This window comes from Fodinibius salinus, from assembly GCF_008124865.1.
GTDB classification, from domain to species: domain Bacteria; phylum Bacteroidota; class Rhodothermia; order Balneolales; family Balneolaceae; genus Fodinibius; species Fodinibius salinus.
Window position 1 is genome coordinate 182,154 of the sequence record NZ_VNHY01000001.1, and the last position, 16,179, is coordinate 198,332.

The following is a 16,179-nucleotide window of genomic DNA, read 5'->3' on the forward strand; positions in this document are numbered from 1 at the left end:
TGCGCTGGGAGTTCATATCCTTTCGAATTATAGAAATCAATTCAGATTTTAGCTCCCTATTCCTTTAACCTCAGCCATCTCAAACTGTATAATGAACTTACTTCCATTTTCTCGCTGATATTCAATAGTTGCATCCAATTGTCCGCACAGCGTTTGTATAATACGCATACCTAATGTTGAGGGCTGATGAATATCAAAATCGTCCGGCAATCCAACACCATTATCGGCAATAGTTAGGCTTAATTCCTGTTGGTTGGTTTTTAGGATGATATTGATGGTACCTTTGTCTCTTTGCTCAAAGGCGTGTTTAAAAGCATTGGTAACCAGCTCGTTAACAATTAATGCAGTGGGAATAGCTTGATTTACATTGAGTATTGCATCCTCCAACTCATAGTTGATGTCGACTTCCGTATCAATTCGTAAGGTATCATTTATGGTGGCTACCAGCTTTTCTATCTGATTGGTAAAATTAAGTTCTGTAAAGCTCTCCGAATCATACAATAACTCATGGACGGAGGCCATTGACTGTATCCGAAGTTGACTTTCCTGAAGTTTGTTTGACAAACTTTTACTTTCACTTTCCATGGCCTGCAGCTGCATCATGCCGGAAATAATCGCCAGATTATTTTTAACCCGGTGATGGATTTCCTGCAGCAGTACTGACTTTTCCTCCAGCGTCTCTTGTAATTGTTCTTCATAATTAATGTGCTCTGTAATATCCACACCCACCGTTTGGGTAGCATTTTTTCCATTATATACGATAGGCACAGATTCAAATTGAACGTAACGGTTCTCTCCGTCAAGCCGCTTTATGACATAAACTTCTGGTGCAATTTGTTCCTTTTCTTCTTCGATTCTTCTAATGCGGTCAATGGCCTGACTTTTTTGGGCCTGGTCGATATAATCGAAAACTGATTCACCAATGAGATTGTCAGCTGAATCAACACCCATCATTTTGGCGCCACCTTCATTAATGAACTGAACTTCTCCCTCTATGTGGATGAGTACCATGCTCGGATCTTGGTCGACCAGTGTCTCCCACAGCTTGAGATTCTGTTCAGCTTTTTTCCTTATTTTTTGTTCTTCTTTAATATGTTCCTGTAACTTTTCTGTCATTTCATTAAAGGCTTGGGCTAACTCATTATGCTCCTCAAAACCCCCAACGGTTATTTTATCATCAAGGTTACCATTTGCTATAGACTTTGTTCCCTCGAGAAGTTTTCCAAGTGAAGCAAGAAGTTGTTTTCGTATCCGAAAGATCATATAAACAACAAATCCAATACCGGGAATCAAGATGAGTAAAAACTGAAGGCGCTGATATACTTGTAAGGTGCGAACTTCTTGCAGGCGGCTTTGTTCAAGTTTTTGGGATTCTGCCAGCAGCAACTGGATATCCGAGCGGATACGTGCGGTTGCACGTTCCAATAGGCGTTCCCGTTTTTCCGGTTGGTCCTGATACACCGATGGATTGTTATAAACTTCTTGAATTAGGGCAAATGACTGTTTTATTGAAGGAAGCGCATTAGTAACAACTCTGCGCGTTGGAAATTTTTCTATCTTACTCTTTTTTTCCTGTAGATCCTCGTATAATGTATTCCACTTCTCATAATATCGTTGTTCTTCGTACGCCAGAAATTGTTCGGTAATAATATTGAGCTCTGAAGCTCTCTTCGCGAATTGATTTACCCGATCTATTTGGTTGAGTTCATCACTAATTTGCCAGGTCGTGTATAATAAAAATCCGAATAGCACCACAACAGTAGCTACGGACAAAAGCGCAACAATATTTAGACGAGATTTTATAGTCATTGTATTACTGTTATGCCTTCGGGATGAGCTTTCTGGAGTGCATCAAAATAGATAGCATTGTGAACGTTAGATTGTTTCGTAGTGTCGGCAACACGTTGTTCCTGCATGAACCAACGCTGTTGTTCATTGAGTAGAGAAAGCATTCTTTGACCTATCGAAAGTTCATACTCAATGGAGGGCCAAAGATTCTCAATAGTTTCCAATGAGGTCTTCGTTTTCTGCGACACCAAGGTCTTTGTTTCTTCTGGATGGTGTTTGATATAATCTTGCGCTTTTTTAAGAGCTCGAAGATATTTTACGATTGTTTCAGGGTGTTGTTGGATATATGTTTCAGACGATACGCCCAGCCACAATGTTGAATGGCCCAGGACGGAATTAAGTTTGAAAGTGTTATTCTTTAACTTTTTTAAAATTTGAGAGGCATGAGGTTCCCAGCTGACTACTGCATCCACCTGGCCGTTTTTTAGTGCTTTATAATGTTCTGATATATCGATATTCACCTTCTCAACTTGCTTCTCCGGTATGCCATGTTCCAATAAGAACGTATCGAAAAAGTACTCCGACGTTGTTTCATAATACAAACCAACTTTTTTGTTTCTTAAGTCCTGAGGATTTTCTATCCCATGATCACGACGAGCAATAACTTTTTGACTATTGCTCGTGTAGATCATGCCCGTAAATATTTTGAGGTTGAATTCGTCGTACTTCGAATAGGGCAATGCCCCGGAAAGCGCACGAACCACTGGAATTTCAGCAACATGTGCTATATCGAGCTTTCCCTGGTATAACTCTTTCAATGATTCCCTTCCGGCTGAATGAGGATGGTCAATGATTTCCAGTCCCTCTTCTTCGAAAAAACCTTCAGATTGTGCGATATAATAAGCAGCTTCGCCCCAGAAAGTGGTAACACCAACTCGAACTGTTGTAAGATCGGAAGAATCATCATCGTTGCTATTGCAACCTACAAGCAAAACCAAAGCTAATATTGATGTTAGCTTCATAAAAAAAGCAGTATGATTGTTCTTTATTAAAAATACATCCATAAGGTTTGCTTGTATACTAAAAGTTGTTTCATACATTAAATAAACTTTAGCGTTTTTAACGCCATGTTATAATCATTGTATTACTGTTATGCCTTCGGGATGAACAGTCTGCATTGGCTCGAAATTGACCAGAGCTCTAAAATTGATATCAGAGGAATCTGTGATATTATTCCGTTCCATCCATCGTGCCTGATCATCCAGCAGGGTAATCAGGCGCTCGTTAAGGGACAGTTCGTAGTCGATATTATCCCAAGATTCCTGAATGGCTGCTATCGAGACCCCCGTTCGCTGAGCTAACAGTTGCTGGGTTTTATTCGGATATTTGCTGATATATTTCTGTGCCTGTCGAAGTGCCTGCAAGTATTGGACCAAAACTTCGGGATTTTCCTCTGCATAACGGTCACGCGCAGTAGCCAGCCATAAAGTAGAATACGTAAGTTTCGTATCAAGAGAAATGGCTTTATTCCCCAGTTCCTGTTTGATATAGGTGGCGTACGGTTCCCAGTTTACGGCTACATCAACCTCTCCGTTTGCTATGGCGTTAACCTGCTTTTGGGGGTCTATATCGACAAGAGTGAGTTCTTCTTTTGCAATTTGATGCTCCAGCAGAAACGAATCCAGAAAATAGTCCAGTTGCGTACCTTGAGATATAGCCACCGTTTTTCCGCTGATATCCCGGGGATTGGAAATACCTTGGTCTCGACGTCCGATAATATGCTGTATTTCGTCCGCATAGATCATATCGGCAAATATCTGGAAGGAAGGAATTTCTTTTCTCGTATAATACGAACTATCGAGAAGTGCGTACATGATAGGAGTTTCCGCTACATGTGCAATATCAATTTTTTCATCGAATAACTCGCGTATGGATACCGCCCCCGAAGAATTTTGCTCAAGCTGAACATCAAGTCCTTCGTCCTTAAAGTATCCCTGTTGCTGTGCCACAAAGGTTGCGGCTTCTCCTAAAAATGATTTCGTAATACCCACTCGAACGGTAGTAAGATCGGCTGAATCCTCATCTTTGCTACTACAGCCTGTGAATAAAGCCAAAGCCAATATCAGCTTTATCGTAAATTTGAGGTAATTCTTATTTGATAAGAATATATTCATAAGGTTTTTGCTGTACCCTTAAATAGTTTTTATAAATCCAGCAACTCTTAGTGTTTAACCTTAGGTTGAACGAACCATTTGCAAAGGCGTTCTGTAACAATATTTCGAAATAGTACGATAAATTAAAAACGCATTTAAATAAAGACATCCTTTCTGCTATCACTGCTGAAACGCTATATCCCTTTTGCAACCAAAGAAGAAGCACTGGCTGCAGAGTCAAAGGTAAAGAGCTGGAAAGTATGAAGATGAGATCCGCCTTTTGGTTGAAGGAGAGATTACTGATATCGCCCGAATCCATTTTTTTTGAGACCATTTCACGGTGAGATAGGAGGGGTAAGATCAGCAGGGGAGAGGGTAATGCATTTAATAAGTCCTTACCTAAAACCCATCGGGCACCAAATCTAATTGATTTGTATGCTTGTTTTCAATACTGCTGATATTTTAACGCGTTGTTTAAGTTGGACGGAGCGATTGTGGCAGGATACTATACTGATTTTTAATTATTTGGGGATAGTAATTTTGTATCAGCTTAGAAGTAACGACAATTAATACAAGTACTAATAATCGGGCTATAATTCCAATAATACTTCCTTCTAGTCCATACTCACCACCGCTTAAATATTTTGTACCCACCGGATTAAGGTGTACAAAAATATCTGAATACCATGTTAATCCACTGACATTAAAACCCCAGAATGATTGTGCAAAATTCCAAAATACGTGAAGCGAAAAGGGCATCCATATTCGACCGGTATAAATTAATGCAATTGAATACATCAGACCTCCAATGGCATTGCTAAAAGCTGTTAACAGGGTAGCGCTTGGATTAGTAATGTGAAGCACACCAAATAGTATGATCTGCAATAAGATAGCCACCCAGATATTTTTTAATAAATAGATAAGTAATAGAAGCAGCCCAACTCTAAAAATGATCTCTTCAGCAGCTGCACCTATTGCATATGTACCAAGACCTTTAAAGAACTTTGGAGTATCGAGAGCAATGGATTTAATTTCTATAAAACCACCAATCTTAAGAGCAAGGAAGGCCAAAGTTACAGAAACAAATGCGATGGATATTCCCAATATCAGCTCCCCGGGAGCCCATTTATCAAATGAGAAACCAAGCTTAATCTTATTTTGATACCTTAGGTATAAAATTGACAGCAAGGCTATAAGCCCGGATAGGCTAATAATTGTATTTAATATCTCCATGGATGCACGAATTGAATTTCAATTTATAGTGATCCTACTTTACGAAAGATGAGTATAATTGTTACTTATTTGTTGTTGCTAGAAATGATAAATATTAGCGTTGATAGCTTGTAAACTATCTATCGAAATCACTTAGCTCATTATATCCTTAGTATTTAGTAATATGCTCTTGGCGCTCAGACCAATCCTCTTGAAACCGGTCGGGATTGACAGTTTCTTCTTGGTAGTTCTTGATGTTTTTTTGAAGGAGGTCTTTATTCATTTGGATAAAAATTAATTGTAATTATTCTTCTATTTCCGAAACTGTCATGGTGAAGGAGGCGTGGCCATACCCTAATGAGGATGTGGTCGTTACGGCGTTGTGGGGATCGCAGCGTCGCGATGACACTATCCATTCAAACACGTTAAAGAAATAAATACCAATGAATAAGGGGGGGATATTTCGATGTTGAGAGATTGCAATAAAAAACTGATGTTTGGAGTCAGCTAATTAGTTCATAACTTCGGGTCATGAAATTTTCTAACGATTGGAAACAAAAGTGGATTAGGCTGCTTCGGTGGTGGCAAAGTTTTAAAAAGGATGTGAGTCTAAACTTTCACTACCTGCAAGATGATATTTATGAAATTGACAAGGTAGCGCACCCGTATCTCCGGGCATTTACTGTATTGCTTAGCTTGCTTGTGGTCGTAAGCATCCTTATCCCCATTGGCTTTGAACTTACTCCCGATTTGTTGTTTCTGAATCGTCAGATCGAGGAATGGATTCTGTTTGGCTTTGTTGCCAACTTTTTTGTCCGTTTAATTTTGACCAGCGATCGAAAAACATACCTCAAAAAACGTTGGTTTGAGGGAGTAATGTCGATTTTTTCAATATTTTTGCTCATCGATATTGGGATGTTCTCCATTGGTATTATTGACTATCTATTTGGGAGTGCTCCCAACCCCGAAGTGATGTTCCTGAAGTTTCTAAAAGGTTACCTGCTGTTTGTGGTAGCTGTAAAGTTTCTGCAGTATCTGCCCGAGCTGTTAGGGCAACAAGAGAATACCGGCCGGTTTTTAGTTTATAGCTTCTTGTCGCTGATCGCCGGTGGCACCTTTCTGCTTATGCTGCCCGGTGCAACACAGAATGGACAGGGGCTGCTGTTTATCGATGCTTTGTTTACGTCAACCAGTGCCGTTTGTGTGACAGGACTTATAGTTGTTGATACGGCCACCCACTTTACCCTGTTTGGTGAGATGGTGATTCTCACTTTAATTCAGCTGGGCGGTATTGGGATTGTTACTTTTGCAACCTTCCTGTTTCTTTTCATCAGCGGAGGCTTGGGGGTGGGGCAGATGAATACCCTAAAAGATGTTGTTGGAGAAAGTAATTCCAGTTTGGTAACCGCTACGTTAAAACGAGTGGTTGGATTTACATTTGTTGTTGAGGCGATAGGGGCCGTGGGATATTATCTGAGCTGGGAGGTTTCTTTTCCGAGCCATGGACAACGAATCCTATTCTCCATATTTCATGCGATATCGGCTTTTTGTAATGCAGGGTTTTCGCTGTTTACCAACAGCCTGGCTGACCCGGCGAATGCCACCAACCTGGGTATCAATATGACTACTATGATACTCATTGTATTGGGAGGTCTGGGCTTTACCGTTATTTGGGAGATGATCAGAACCCAAACAGATCACTCGCGGTGGAGAAGGCGTCTTTCAATCCATACACGAACGGTGCTCGTTTCTACAGCTGTACTTATTGCAGCTGGAACTGTTTTTATTTTAGCCATGGAATGGGACGGAACATTGGCAAGCTATAGCTGGGGAAATAAGATTATGGCTTCTCTTTTTCAGAGCATAACTACGCGTACTGCGGGCTTTAACACCATTGACACCGGAGCTATAGGCATCTCTGCTACTTTGATAATGCTCACTCTCATGTTTATTGGGGGATCGCCGGCCTCTACTGCCGGAGGGATAAAAACGACAACTTTTGCGGTGGTCATGCGGTCTATTGTGATGACTGTACGCGGATATAATAAGATGGAACTGTTTAAAAGAACGGTACCCAATCATGTTATCTTTCGGGCAATGACCGTTATTTTATTAGCTGCCTCTTGTATTAGCATTAGTACAATTTTATTATCATTGGTAGAAGATCATGCATTTATGGATCTGTTCTTTGAAGAAGTCTCGGCCTTTGCCACGGTGGGGTTGTCTCGGGGTATTACTGGGGACCTAACATCGTGGGGAAAATTTATTATTGTAGTCTCTATGTTTTTAGGCAGGGTGGGAATCCTCACCTTTATGGCTGCTTTTGCAAGTAAAGTGGATACCAATAAGTATAAGTATCCCGAAGAAGATATTATGGTATCATAATTCAAATGAATAACGATTTCTACTATGGAAAGACGAAGTGACCTGCATTTTGCAATTATCGGTATCGGGGCTTTTGGCAGTGCTCTTGCTAAAAAGCTTTCCGAGGAGGGAGCGTATGTCATCGCTATTGATAATGACATGGATCATATCAACCAGGTGAAAGAATATGTCTCTGATGCTATTTGTTTTGATGCTACTGAGCCTGAACTGCTGGAAAGCCACGGTATTACCAATGTAGATGTGGCGATTATCGCTATTGGGGAACGGTTTGAACCGGTGGCTCTCATCGCTATGCACCTGCTCAACTCTGGGGTGGAAGAGGTCTATGGCCGGGCAGGAACCTTGATTCAGGAGCAAATTTTGAAACAGATTGGTATTACGGATGTCATCCACCCCGAACGGCAGGTGGCTGAACGCATGGGGGTGTCGCTGGTGCGCCGGGGTATGTCTGACGTATTTGATATCGGGGAAGGACTGGCTATGTTTGAAGTTGAAGTCCCGGATTCAATGGTGGGCTATACCCTGGAAGAGCTTGAAATAAGGAAACGCTATGAGCTGAACCTAATTACGATTAAGCGCCTGCAATCGTTGGAAAGTGAAGTCGGTCCTGATGAGCAGTATGAACCGATAGGCATTCTTCGCGGATCAACAAAGGTGAAAGAGGGTGACCGATTTTTACTGGTAGGGCGTAAAGAAGATGTTGATAAATTACTCGAAACAAATTAAGAGAGCGAATAGTGATAACGGAGTTTCTGTAGCTTAAAACAGATTTTTAACTCAATGTTATTTTGGTCAAATTTAGTGATGTGTTTTTACGAAGCAAAAATTAGCAAATAATTTAATTTTTATGACACAAGAAGAAATCAATAAGGGAAGCAGGCTGATTGAAAACATTATGGGCAGTACCATTAAAATTGAGCAGGATGATGTGAAAGATATTCCGCTGGCGTTTTTGCAGCCCGAGGATATGAAATTTCACCAATCCTGGAAGTGGCTGATGCCGGTAGTACTCAAGATTGAAGAAGAGATGGGGCATACCGTCGTTATTGAAGAAAAGTCATGTAAAGTAATAACTGATGAGGATACCTATGCTGCTGAGGGGGATACGAAGCTGAAGGCTATATGGCAGGCAATTGTCGATTTTCTAGAATCAGAAGGATAGTAAAGTAATACAAGTTACTTGTTGACGGGCGACTTGGATAGTTCCGAGTCGCCTTTTTAAAATATTGATTTACGCTATACCGGGTTATTGTAGAAAATAGAAAAGGTCGCTTTTTAAAAAGCGACCTTTTAAAAATAGATAATCGTGGATTAAGAGAAATTAAATTTCGTCAACTTTTCCCGTATTTTTCCACTCTTGAATTTCCATTCGGATTTCTTGTGCTTTTTTCTTCATTGCCTGAAGAGTTTTTCGCGCACGAGTTCCGGCAGCTTTGTTGCCTTTATTGTAAAATTTATTGATATCTGGTTCCAGCTGATCTACTAATTCAGTTACTTCGTCATATCGGCTCATTGTAAACTCCGTTTGATTTTTTGTTAATAATTAAAACTCTTCCGATGTATTTTGTGTTTACATCGAATACTCGAATCTAGGTATATGGAACTGCCGTGTCAAGTAAAAAATGCCTTTTTAGTAAAATAAATGGGCTTTTTATGATTTAAATTGCTTTCCGGTAACTAAAACTGTCATCATAACCCTTATTCAATAAGTGTGCTGTGGTCCAGTTTGGGCAGTTGGGAAAAATCACGCGCACTGCTCAAACGTACAGATCTGTTATATTCGGTAAACTCATTTGGGATTTGCCGGTCGCGAAAAGTCTCATCCATGTTTTGCCATTGCAGATGTTGCATTTCTTTGGACTTGGTAAACACCTCGGACTCATCCGACTTTGTGAAAATAAATCGTTCATCTACACTAAGTTCATCAGATATAAAATTCATCAGTCGTGGCAGTTCCAGGATGGTTGGTTCACCGGTGTCTAAATCCTGTATAAGGGTAGAGAGTAGCAGTACTGACCGTTTGGGCAGGGTATCCAAAAACGACTGGTCAAGGTTGAGCTCCCCATCGCTGTGGGTAATAACATTACGCTTGTTGGGATTAATGCCTACCGTTGATACCCCCTCATCGGCAAGCAGTGCCACAAGTCGTTTGTTTAAATCTTTAACGCTTCGGATACGGGCTTGTTCACGCATAACCCCGGTTTGTATGACCCGTTCGGTGTATTCGCTGTCGCTGTGGATGAGAATAGAGCGCACCTCTTGTTCGTCTTGCTGCTGAGATAAGGACTGTGCAAGTGAGGTAAGAAAAACACCATTATCAAGGTGTTCGTAATCAATAGCTGCTATATAGTTCATGTTTTGGGTAAAGAGTCTAATTATTTTTAAGTGATGATGATTGGAAACTGTGCGGCAGCAGATCGGTACTAAAATGCACGGATGTGGAATGGTCGGCGTGGTATAGATGAATTTGCCGGTCGGGCATGTGCTCGATAATAACTTGCCGGCATGCTCCACAGGGACTGCTAAAATCGCCGCTGCGTGTATGAATGTATAGCTCTTCTAATTGTTTGCTGCCGTATGTCAGTGCTTTTGCGATAGCTACCCGTTCGGCACAAAGTCCCATATCCCATGCACTGCATTCAATATTGACGCCGCTGAAAATTCCCTGATCGGTTTTAAGAAGGGCGGCCACCGGGAAATCTGATTCTTTAACAACGGCATCATCAAGGAGTGATACAAGCTTATCTTTCAGATTGATATTTGGATCCAGTATCAGATCAGCAAACTCAATGTCCCCGGGCTCATCGTTGCTCCATTCTTTACATGTTATTTCCAGTTCAGATTCCCAAAATTTCTTGTGCGGTAACTCCGTTGCTGTCGTCCAGGCTATATCGGGAGTACTCCCCTCGCTTAGACAAGAAAATAATGCATTTTGAATAGCACTTATGCTTAGCGGATAAGCGATACTTTCTATGCGACAACCCGGAAAATATGTTCCTTCTTTGCTGCGTACGACTGCCAGGGAATCCGTATTGGAATAGGGTACATAGCAATGGTTTTGCAAGTCAGTAATATCCATCATTATTCTATTATTGATGACATAACCGCATCGGCTATTCGGGCACGGATGGTGCTGATGTTTTGTCCATAGGAACGATGCGGAAATGTCCGGTTCGTTAAAATTATGATCGCTATATCATGATTGGGGTCAATCCAAAAGCTGGTGCCGGTAAATCCGGTATGACCAAACGTTTTGTCACTGGTCAGCGATCCCGCGGTGCTAAAACCGCTGCTCTTTCGATCAAAGCCATAGCCACGATTGATCAGCTCAGATTGCCTTTGGCTAAACTTGTTGACGGTGGAGGGATCCAAATACTGCTGGCCGGCATAGGAGCCGCCGCTCAAAAGCATCTGGCAATAAATAGCAAGATCATCGACGGTTGAAAACAATCCCGCGTGCCCCGCAACACCGTTGAGGTAATAGGCTCGTTCATCATGTACTTGCCCTTTGATTGTTTTCATTCGGATAGAGGTATCAATTTCGGTAGGGGAGATACGTTTAAAAATCCATTTGTTGGATCGGTTGGGAGTAAAAAAAGTATCATTCATGCCCAGTGGATAATAAAATGTTTTGTGAACATATTGATCCAGCGGCAGACCGGTAACCTGTTCAATAATTTCGCCTAGTAAAATAAACCCCAGATCACTGTACTTATATTTTGTGCCGGGTTTGTACGTTAGTGGCTCATTTTTAATGGCTTTGATTAGTTTTGCTTCGGTCTTGATGGAATCCACATAAATGCGATAGGGCGGTAACCCTGAGTTGTGCAGCAGCAGGTTACGAATAGTGATATTCTTTTTTGGACCGGAGGTAAACTCGGCAATATATTTGCCTACGCGGTCATCGAGGCTCAATTTCCCTTCATCAACCAGTTTCATCACTGCGGGAGTAGTGGCCGTCACTTTTGTAAGTGAGGCCAGATCATAGATCGTATTTTTGCGTATGGGATTCAGCTTTTTGTAGGTTTGGTAGCCAAATCCTTTTTGGTAAGCCATAACTCCATTTTTTACAACGGCTACTGCACCACCCGGGAAAGTAGAATCGAGCACGGCCTGATTCATAATTTTTTCTACTTTTTTGAGCGAGTCCCGCGAAAGACCAGCCACTTCGGGGGCGTCGGATCGTATAGTCGTTTGCGGCAGCGTAATACCGTGGTTAAAATCATACATACCGGGTATTTCAATTGGCAGCCGCCCGCTTATACTTGCACCGCCAAAAAGAGCAGGGACCACACTTTTTACTTGCTGGTCAGTGGCTGACCATGCCATAAGTTGCGCATCTGTTTTGGGCAAATCCTGTACTACATAGGGATTTCCGAATGCGACAAGTGCCGCGGGCGTATCCTTATGTAGTTTTTGCAGCAGTCGCAGATCATCTTGGTTGAGCTGTACTTTTTGACCGGAACGCACATAAATGAATGATCCGATGATGACTAAATCAGCATCACGGGCATCGGCTAACATTTGTTTCTTTTCTTTGGGACCGGTGCGCTTATCAAGCACGTGCGATGTTATATTGGGATGATGATCTTTGATACAAGAAACAAAACCATTGCCCGCGCGTCCGGAGCTTCCGTCTGATACCGAAACGACGGTAATATTGGGATATTGATAGGGTTTGATGGGCAGGATATCGCCCTTGTTTTTAACAAGGGTAAGGGATTTTTGGCTTATTTCTTGCGCAATGAGCTCGTGCTTACGCGTACTTATTTTGTTGCTGAGCGTATTGATATCGATGTGTTCTTTTTGGAATAGGCCCTGCTTTTTTTTCCACTTTAACAATTTACGTACGGACTGATCGATACGCTGTTCAGTAATACGTTTATTTTTAATTGCTGCTTCTATTTCATTAATAGCTGTTAGCTCATCAGGACTCAAAAGTATGAGATCAACACCGGCTTGCAGTGCTTTGATAACTGCATCACCGGGTGAATAGTTAGACGAAATTCCTTTCATTTCCAGGCCGTCACTCACTACTAGGCCATTGAATCCCAGGCTGTCTGCCAGAATATTGTTTATGATGGTAGAATCCATGGTAGCTGGCAGATTCTGGCGCGAACTGATTTGGGGGAATGCAATGTGGGCACTCATTATGCTGCTAACGCCATCGCCAACGGCAGAGCGGAAGGGGAGAAGTTCTACTGAGTCTAGTCGTGTATAATTATAATTGATAACTGGCAACGACAGGTGAGAGTCGGTATCCGTGTCGCCGTGGCCGGGAAAGTGCTTGGCGGTTGCAAGAATATCCTCTGATTGTACGCCGTCAATAAATCGTTTGCCATAGGCAGCAACGGTATCGGGATTACCCGAAAATGAACGCACATTAATAACCGGATTTCGAGGATTGTTGTTCACATCCAGAACGGGACCGAAAATTTGATTAACGCCCAGGGCGTTAGCCTCTTTGGCCGTAACCTTACCCATCCAATAGGCATAATCGGGATTTTGGGTAGCTGCTACGGCCATGGCCGGTGGGAATCGGGTTGCTCCATCAACGCGCATGGCGGCGCCGTACTCCATATCCTGGGTAATCCACAGGGGGATCTTACTGGCTTGCTGAAGCTTATTAGTAAGTATGGTTTGCCCATAAATGGTACCGTTAAAAAAGGTAATACCCCCGATATGGAAGTCCTTAATCTTCTGGAGTAACTGCTGATATGATGCCTCGTCATAACTTTTAAAATGGCCGTAAGCACGGACAAAGAAGAGCTGCCCAATTTTTTCTTTCAGCGTCATCCGGTTAAGCAGCGAATCAATATTTATAGAATCAGCTTCAGCAAGGGTGTCTGAAGGTCCTTCAAATGGAATTGAATCGGAGACGTCAATGTTTGTGGAGTCAACCTTGGTAAGTATGCTCTCCTGCTTAATGTCTGGGGATGATTCCTCTGAATCTGAAAACATATTTTCGAGCACCGAGCAGGCACCAACAGTAAAACCAACCGTTAGCGTGAGAAATATCAGGGTGAAAGAACGTAAATGACTTTGAAAAAAAGTGCTCATTTAAAAGTTAAGACCAATTGTTGATGAAAATTTGAGCTTATATTAATTAACGATTCCGTTACCACCATGTTTTAATGTGGTGACAATAAGGTGCCAGGAATGTACTATTCTTCCGGAAGTAAGGTAGTGGTTTGATAGGGAATTTCGTTGAAAAAGCTACTGTCCTGATATACAAACTTATACTGTCCGTTGAGCCAGCTTTCGGTTTGGTCACCGTAAAATTGCGAAAGGGGATTCCCGGATTGCCCCGTTGGCATAATAGATCTTGTTCGACTGAGGTCCGAAAAGTCAACGACACGTCGTATTGATGGTCCAAGTATCATCTGGTAGGGATCGTTCCAATTATATTCTCCATTGTTGATACTTAGTCCGTGTCCTTCGGTTGGGTAGGGTCCTTTGCTAAGTAGATTATTGACAACCAACTGTAGTGTTTCAGAGGCATCTTCTTTTTCGGCTGCGCGTCCCAACAGAGGTGGTTTAAGGGATATGGTATGTAGTTGTCCCCACCGCCATTCGAAGGGTTCTGAGCCCAGTCTCTGTGTCAAAAATGTTGTTGTTTCTTGCATGCTCTGGATAATAAGATCAGCGTGATCTTCTATCTTATTTTCGGTCTGTTTATTCTCGATAAAAGAGTTTTGGTTGCGTAATGCTCGCATTAGCGTGCGTTCGGGAAGGGCTGAGAATTGGACAAAATTATTATACACCGCGGGTCCTAAGTCATCCTCAAAAATATTTTTTGAAAGCTTGAGCATGAAAACGTCCATAATGGAAGCAGCAGTTTCTGAGGGGTCATAGGAGTAATCCCAATTTTCGAGATATGAGATAACGGTATCAAAACTGTCGGCTTTGCTTTTTTTCAAGACCGGCAAAATAAGCTTGGTAAGATCACGGGCATAAAGGGAGTACGAGTCGTTTTGCATCTCTTGAAATGTTGTGGGCGAAAAGGGGATGTCACGTTTCAGATACTGTTTAATACGTTCATATCGTGCATCCGGTTCCCAGTAGATCGACAGGTAGTGTTCGTAGTTTTGGCCTCCAACGGGATTGTTGGCATTGGCGACCCATCCGCGATCGGGATTTACGGTCGAAGGCAATTCATCAAAAGGTACAGTTTCCTGCCAATTTTGGGATGAATCCCATCCATCACGTAAAAGAATAGGATTGCCGCTCCTCTTTGGAACTTTGCCAAGCGTAAGTCGGGCTATGTTGCCTGCCGTATCTGCATAAACAACATTTTGCGCAGGGGCTTTGAATTTGCTTGCTTCCTGGCGAAATTCACTAAATGATGTGGCCCAGTTCATGCCCAGTAGTGCTTCAATTTCATGGCTTACTTCGTGGCCAGTCCACCGCATAGTAATAACACGATTATCGATATAGTTTTGCTCAGTGAAAATATCAGATATTACAGGACCGTGATTGGTTACTTTTCTTGTAAAAACGGTATCGTCGGCATTTTTTATTTTCAGTACTTCTTGCTGATACTCAAATTTTTCATAGATGGCATTGCCATCCAACGAATCTACGGCATAGCGGTTCTTATTTTGGGGATCTACGGCCTCTTGGTAAAAATCAGTATCGTCTAGCATGACGTTGGTCAACGACCACCCCAGCTGTTCATTTTGGCCGAGCACTACAATGGGAGCACCGGCCAGTGTGGCTCCTGATAGATTGCGTCCATTTAAATTTAGATGTGCCTCGTACCACTTACCGGGTATGTTGATTCCCAAGTGTGGGTCGCCCGCTAATAAGGGAGCGCTATCAGCCGATTTTTGACCGCTTACGGCCCAGGCATTGCTTCCAAGGTGTGAGCCCTGCTTGCCCAGCATCTTGTTCAGTTGTTCATCCTTTTGGATAATTGGCATTAAACTTTGTGCCCATCTGTCGGAATGGGATGGTACGGAATGGCCAGCAACAAAATTGGTATCAGGTAAAAGATCAGAAAACTTGTTGCGAGACAATTGTTCTGAAAGGTACGCATAGGTTAATTCTGATTTCCAGGCTAGGTTGAGGTCCCAAGCCATCAGGCGTGTCAGGGCTATGGAGTGGGTGATCGTCCATTGGATAGGCTCCATACCAGTAAGAGAAAACTGTATGGGCAGGCTCTTGGGATTTTTTTGAATGTACGAGTTGACGCCGTCAGTATAGGCTTGTAGCTGTCGCCGGGTAGAATCAGAAAGTGTCTTTTCTATTTTTTTGGCCGTACGCCAGAATCCAATGGTCCGCTGTAGCTTGTCATACGGTACCATCTTTTTACCAAGAAATTCAGCAAAACGCCCTTCGATAGCCATCTGGCTAAGTGTCATTTGCCAAAGACGATCTTGTGCATGTACATATCCTAGGCTGTAGTAAAGATCGTGCTTGCTTTCAGCATAGATATGGGGTACGCCGCGCGAATCCCAGTGGATGTTAACTTTTTGCTGGAGTTGAGGTTGCGTAGTGGTGGCGTTGTAGTCGGGGAGGGGACGATAAAACGTCCAGTAAATACCGAGGATAGCAATACCCAACACCAAAATACCTATAAAAAGAAGACCTCGAGAGATTGATTTCATCAGCTACTATATTGATAGAGGGTTTTGAAGGC

12 protein-coding genes are annotated in these 16,179 nt (G+C 42.3%); 3 read left to right on the forward strand and 9 right to left on the reverse strand.

Annotated features, from left to right (window positions below; all coding sequences use genetic code 11):
- Nucleotides 1-48: 48 nt before the first annotated feature.
- From LX73_RS00900 to LX73_RS00915, 4 genes are all read right to left on the reverse strand, one after another.
- Nucleotides 49-1,809 carry a sensor histidine kinase gene (locus LX73_RS00900; RefSeq protein ID WP_148897582.1) on the reverse strand — a complete coding sequence of 587 codons (1,761 nt, stop codon included), beginning with the start codon at nucleotides 1,807-1,809 and terminating at the stop codon, nucleotides 49-51.
- Entirely contained in the window at nucleotides 1,806-2,810 is a 1,005-nt protein-coding gene (locus LX73_RS00905; RefSeq protein ID WP_170245543.1) for an ABC transporter substrate-binding protein, read from the reverse strand. The genes LX73_RS00900 and LX73_RS00905 overlap by 4 nt, the downstream gene beginning before the upstream one ends.
- Before the next feature lie 114 nt (nucleotides 2,811-2,924).
- Nucleotides 2,925-3,902, reverse strand: a complete 978-nt coding sequence (locus LX73_RS00910; RefSeq protein WP_170245544.1) for an ABC transporter substrate-binding protein — start codon at nucleotides 3,900-3,902, stop codon at nucleotides 2,925-2,927.
- A gap of 513 nt (nucleotides 3,903-4,415) precedes the next feature.
- Complete coding sequence (locus LX73_RS00915; RefSeq protein ID WP_148897585.1) at nucleotides 4,416-5,174, reverse strand: CPBP family intramembrane glutamic endopeptidase; 759 nt, start codon at nucleotides 5,172-5,174, stop codon at nucleotides 4,416-4,418.
- Between the two features lie 510 nt (nucleotides 5,175-5,684).
- Between LX73_RS00915 and LX73_RS00920 the strand changes: the two genes are divergently transcribed.
- The 3 genes from LX73_RS00920 (at nucleotide 5,685) to LX73_RS00930 (ending at nucleotide 8,700) form a co-directional block, all read left to right on the forward strand.
- Nucleotides 5,685-7,538 carry a TrkH family potassium uptake protein gene (locus LX73_RS00920; protein ID WP_148897586.1) on the forward strand — a complete coding sequence of 618 codons (1,854 nt, stop codon included), beginning with the start codon at nucleotides 5,685-5,687 and terminating at the stop codon, nucleotides 7,536-7,538.
- Nucleotides 7,539-7,562: 24 nt separating this feature from the next.
- Nucleotides 7,563-8,264 (forward strand): potassium channel family protein, encoded by a 702-nt coding sequence (locus LX73_RS00925; RefSeq protein WP_148897587.1) that lies wholly within the window; start codon nucleotides 7,563-7,565, stop codon nucleotides 8,262-8,264.
- Nucleotides 8,265-8,385: 121 nt separating this feature from the next.
- Entirely contained in the window at nucleotides 8,386-8,700 is a 315-nt protein-coding gene (locus tag LX73_RS00930) for a hypothetical protein (protein ID WP_148897588.1), read from the forward strand.
- Nucleotides 8,701-8,859: 159 nt separating this feature from the next.
- Here the strand turns inward: LX73_RS00930 and LX73_RS00935 are convergent, their stop codons facing one another.
- From LX73_RS00935 to LX73_RS00955, 5 genes are all read right to left on the reverse strand, one after another.
- Nucleotides 8,860-9,051, reverse strand: a complete 192-nt coding sequence (locus LX73_RS00935; protein ID WP_148897589.1) for a histone H1 — start codon at nucleotides 9,049-9,051, stop codon at nucleotides 8,860-8,862.
- Between the two features lie 185 nt (nucleotides 9,052-9,236).
- Nucleotides 9,237-9,893 carry a hypothetical protein gene (locus LX73_RS00940; protein WP_148897590.1) on the reverse strand — a complete coding sequence of 219 codons (657 nt, stop codon included), beginning with the start codon at nucleotides 9,891-9,893 and terminating at the stop codon, nucleotides 9,237-9,239.
- 16 nt (nucleotides 9,894-9,909) lie between these two features.
- A complete protein-coding gene (locus tag LX73_RS00945) occupies nucleotides 9,910-10,620 on the reverse strand; it encodes a cytidine deaminase (protein ID WP_148897591.1) in 711 nt (236 codons plus the stop codon).
- Nucleotides 10,620-13,598: a glycoside hydrolase family 3 N-terminal domain-containing protein gene (locus LX73_RS00950; protein WP_148897592.1), complete on the reverse strand. Its 2,979-nt coding sequence runs from the start codon at nucleotides 13,596-13,598 to the stop codon at nucleotides 10,620-10,622. Before LX73_RS00950 ends, LX73_RS00945 begins: the two co-directional genes overlap by 1 nt.
- A gap of 104 nt (nucleotides 13,599-13,702) precedes the next feature.
- The gene (locus LX73_RS00955; protein ID WP_148897593.1) at nucleotides 13,703-16,147 is read right to left on the reverse strand and encodes a penicillin acylase family protein; all 2,445 of its coding nucleotides are present in this window, start codon (nucleotides 16,145-16,147) and stop codon (nucleotides 13,703-13,705) included.
- Nucleotides 16,148-16,179: the final 32 nt, after the last annotated feature.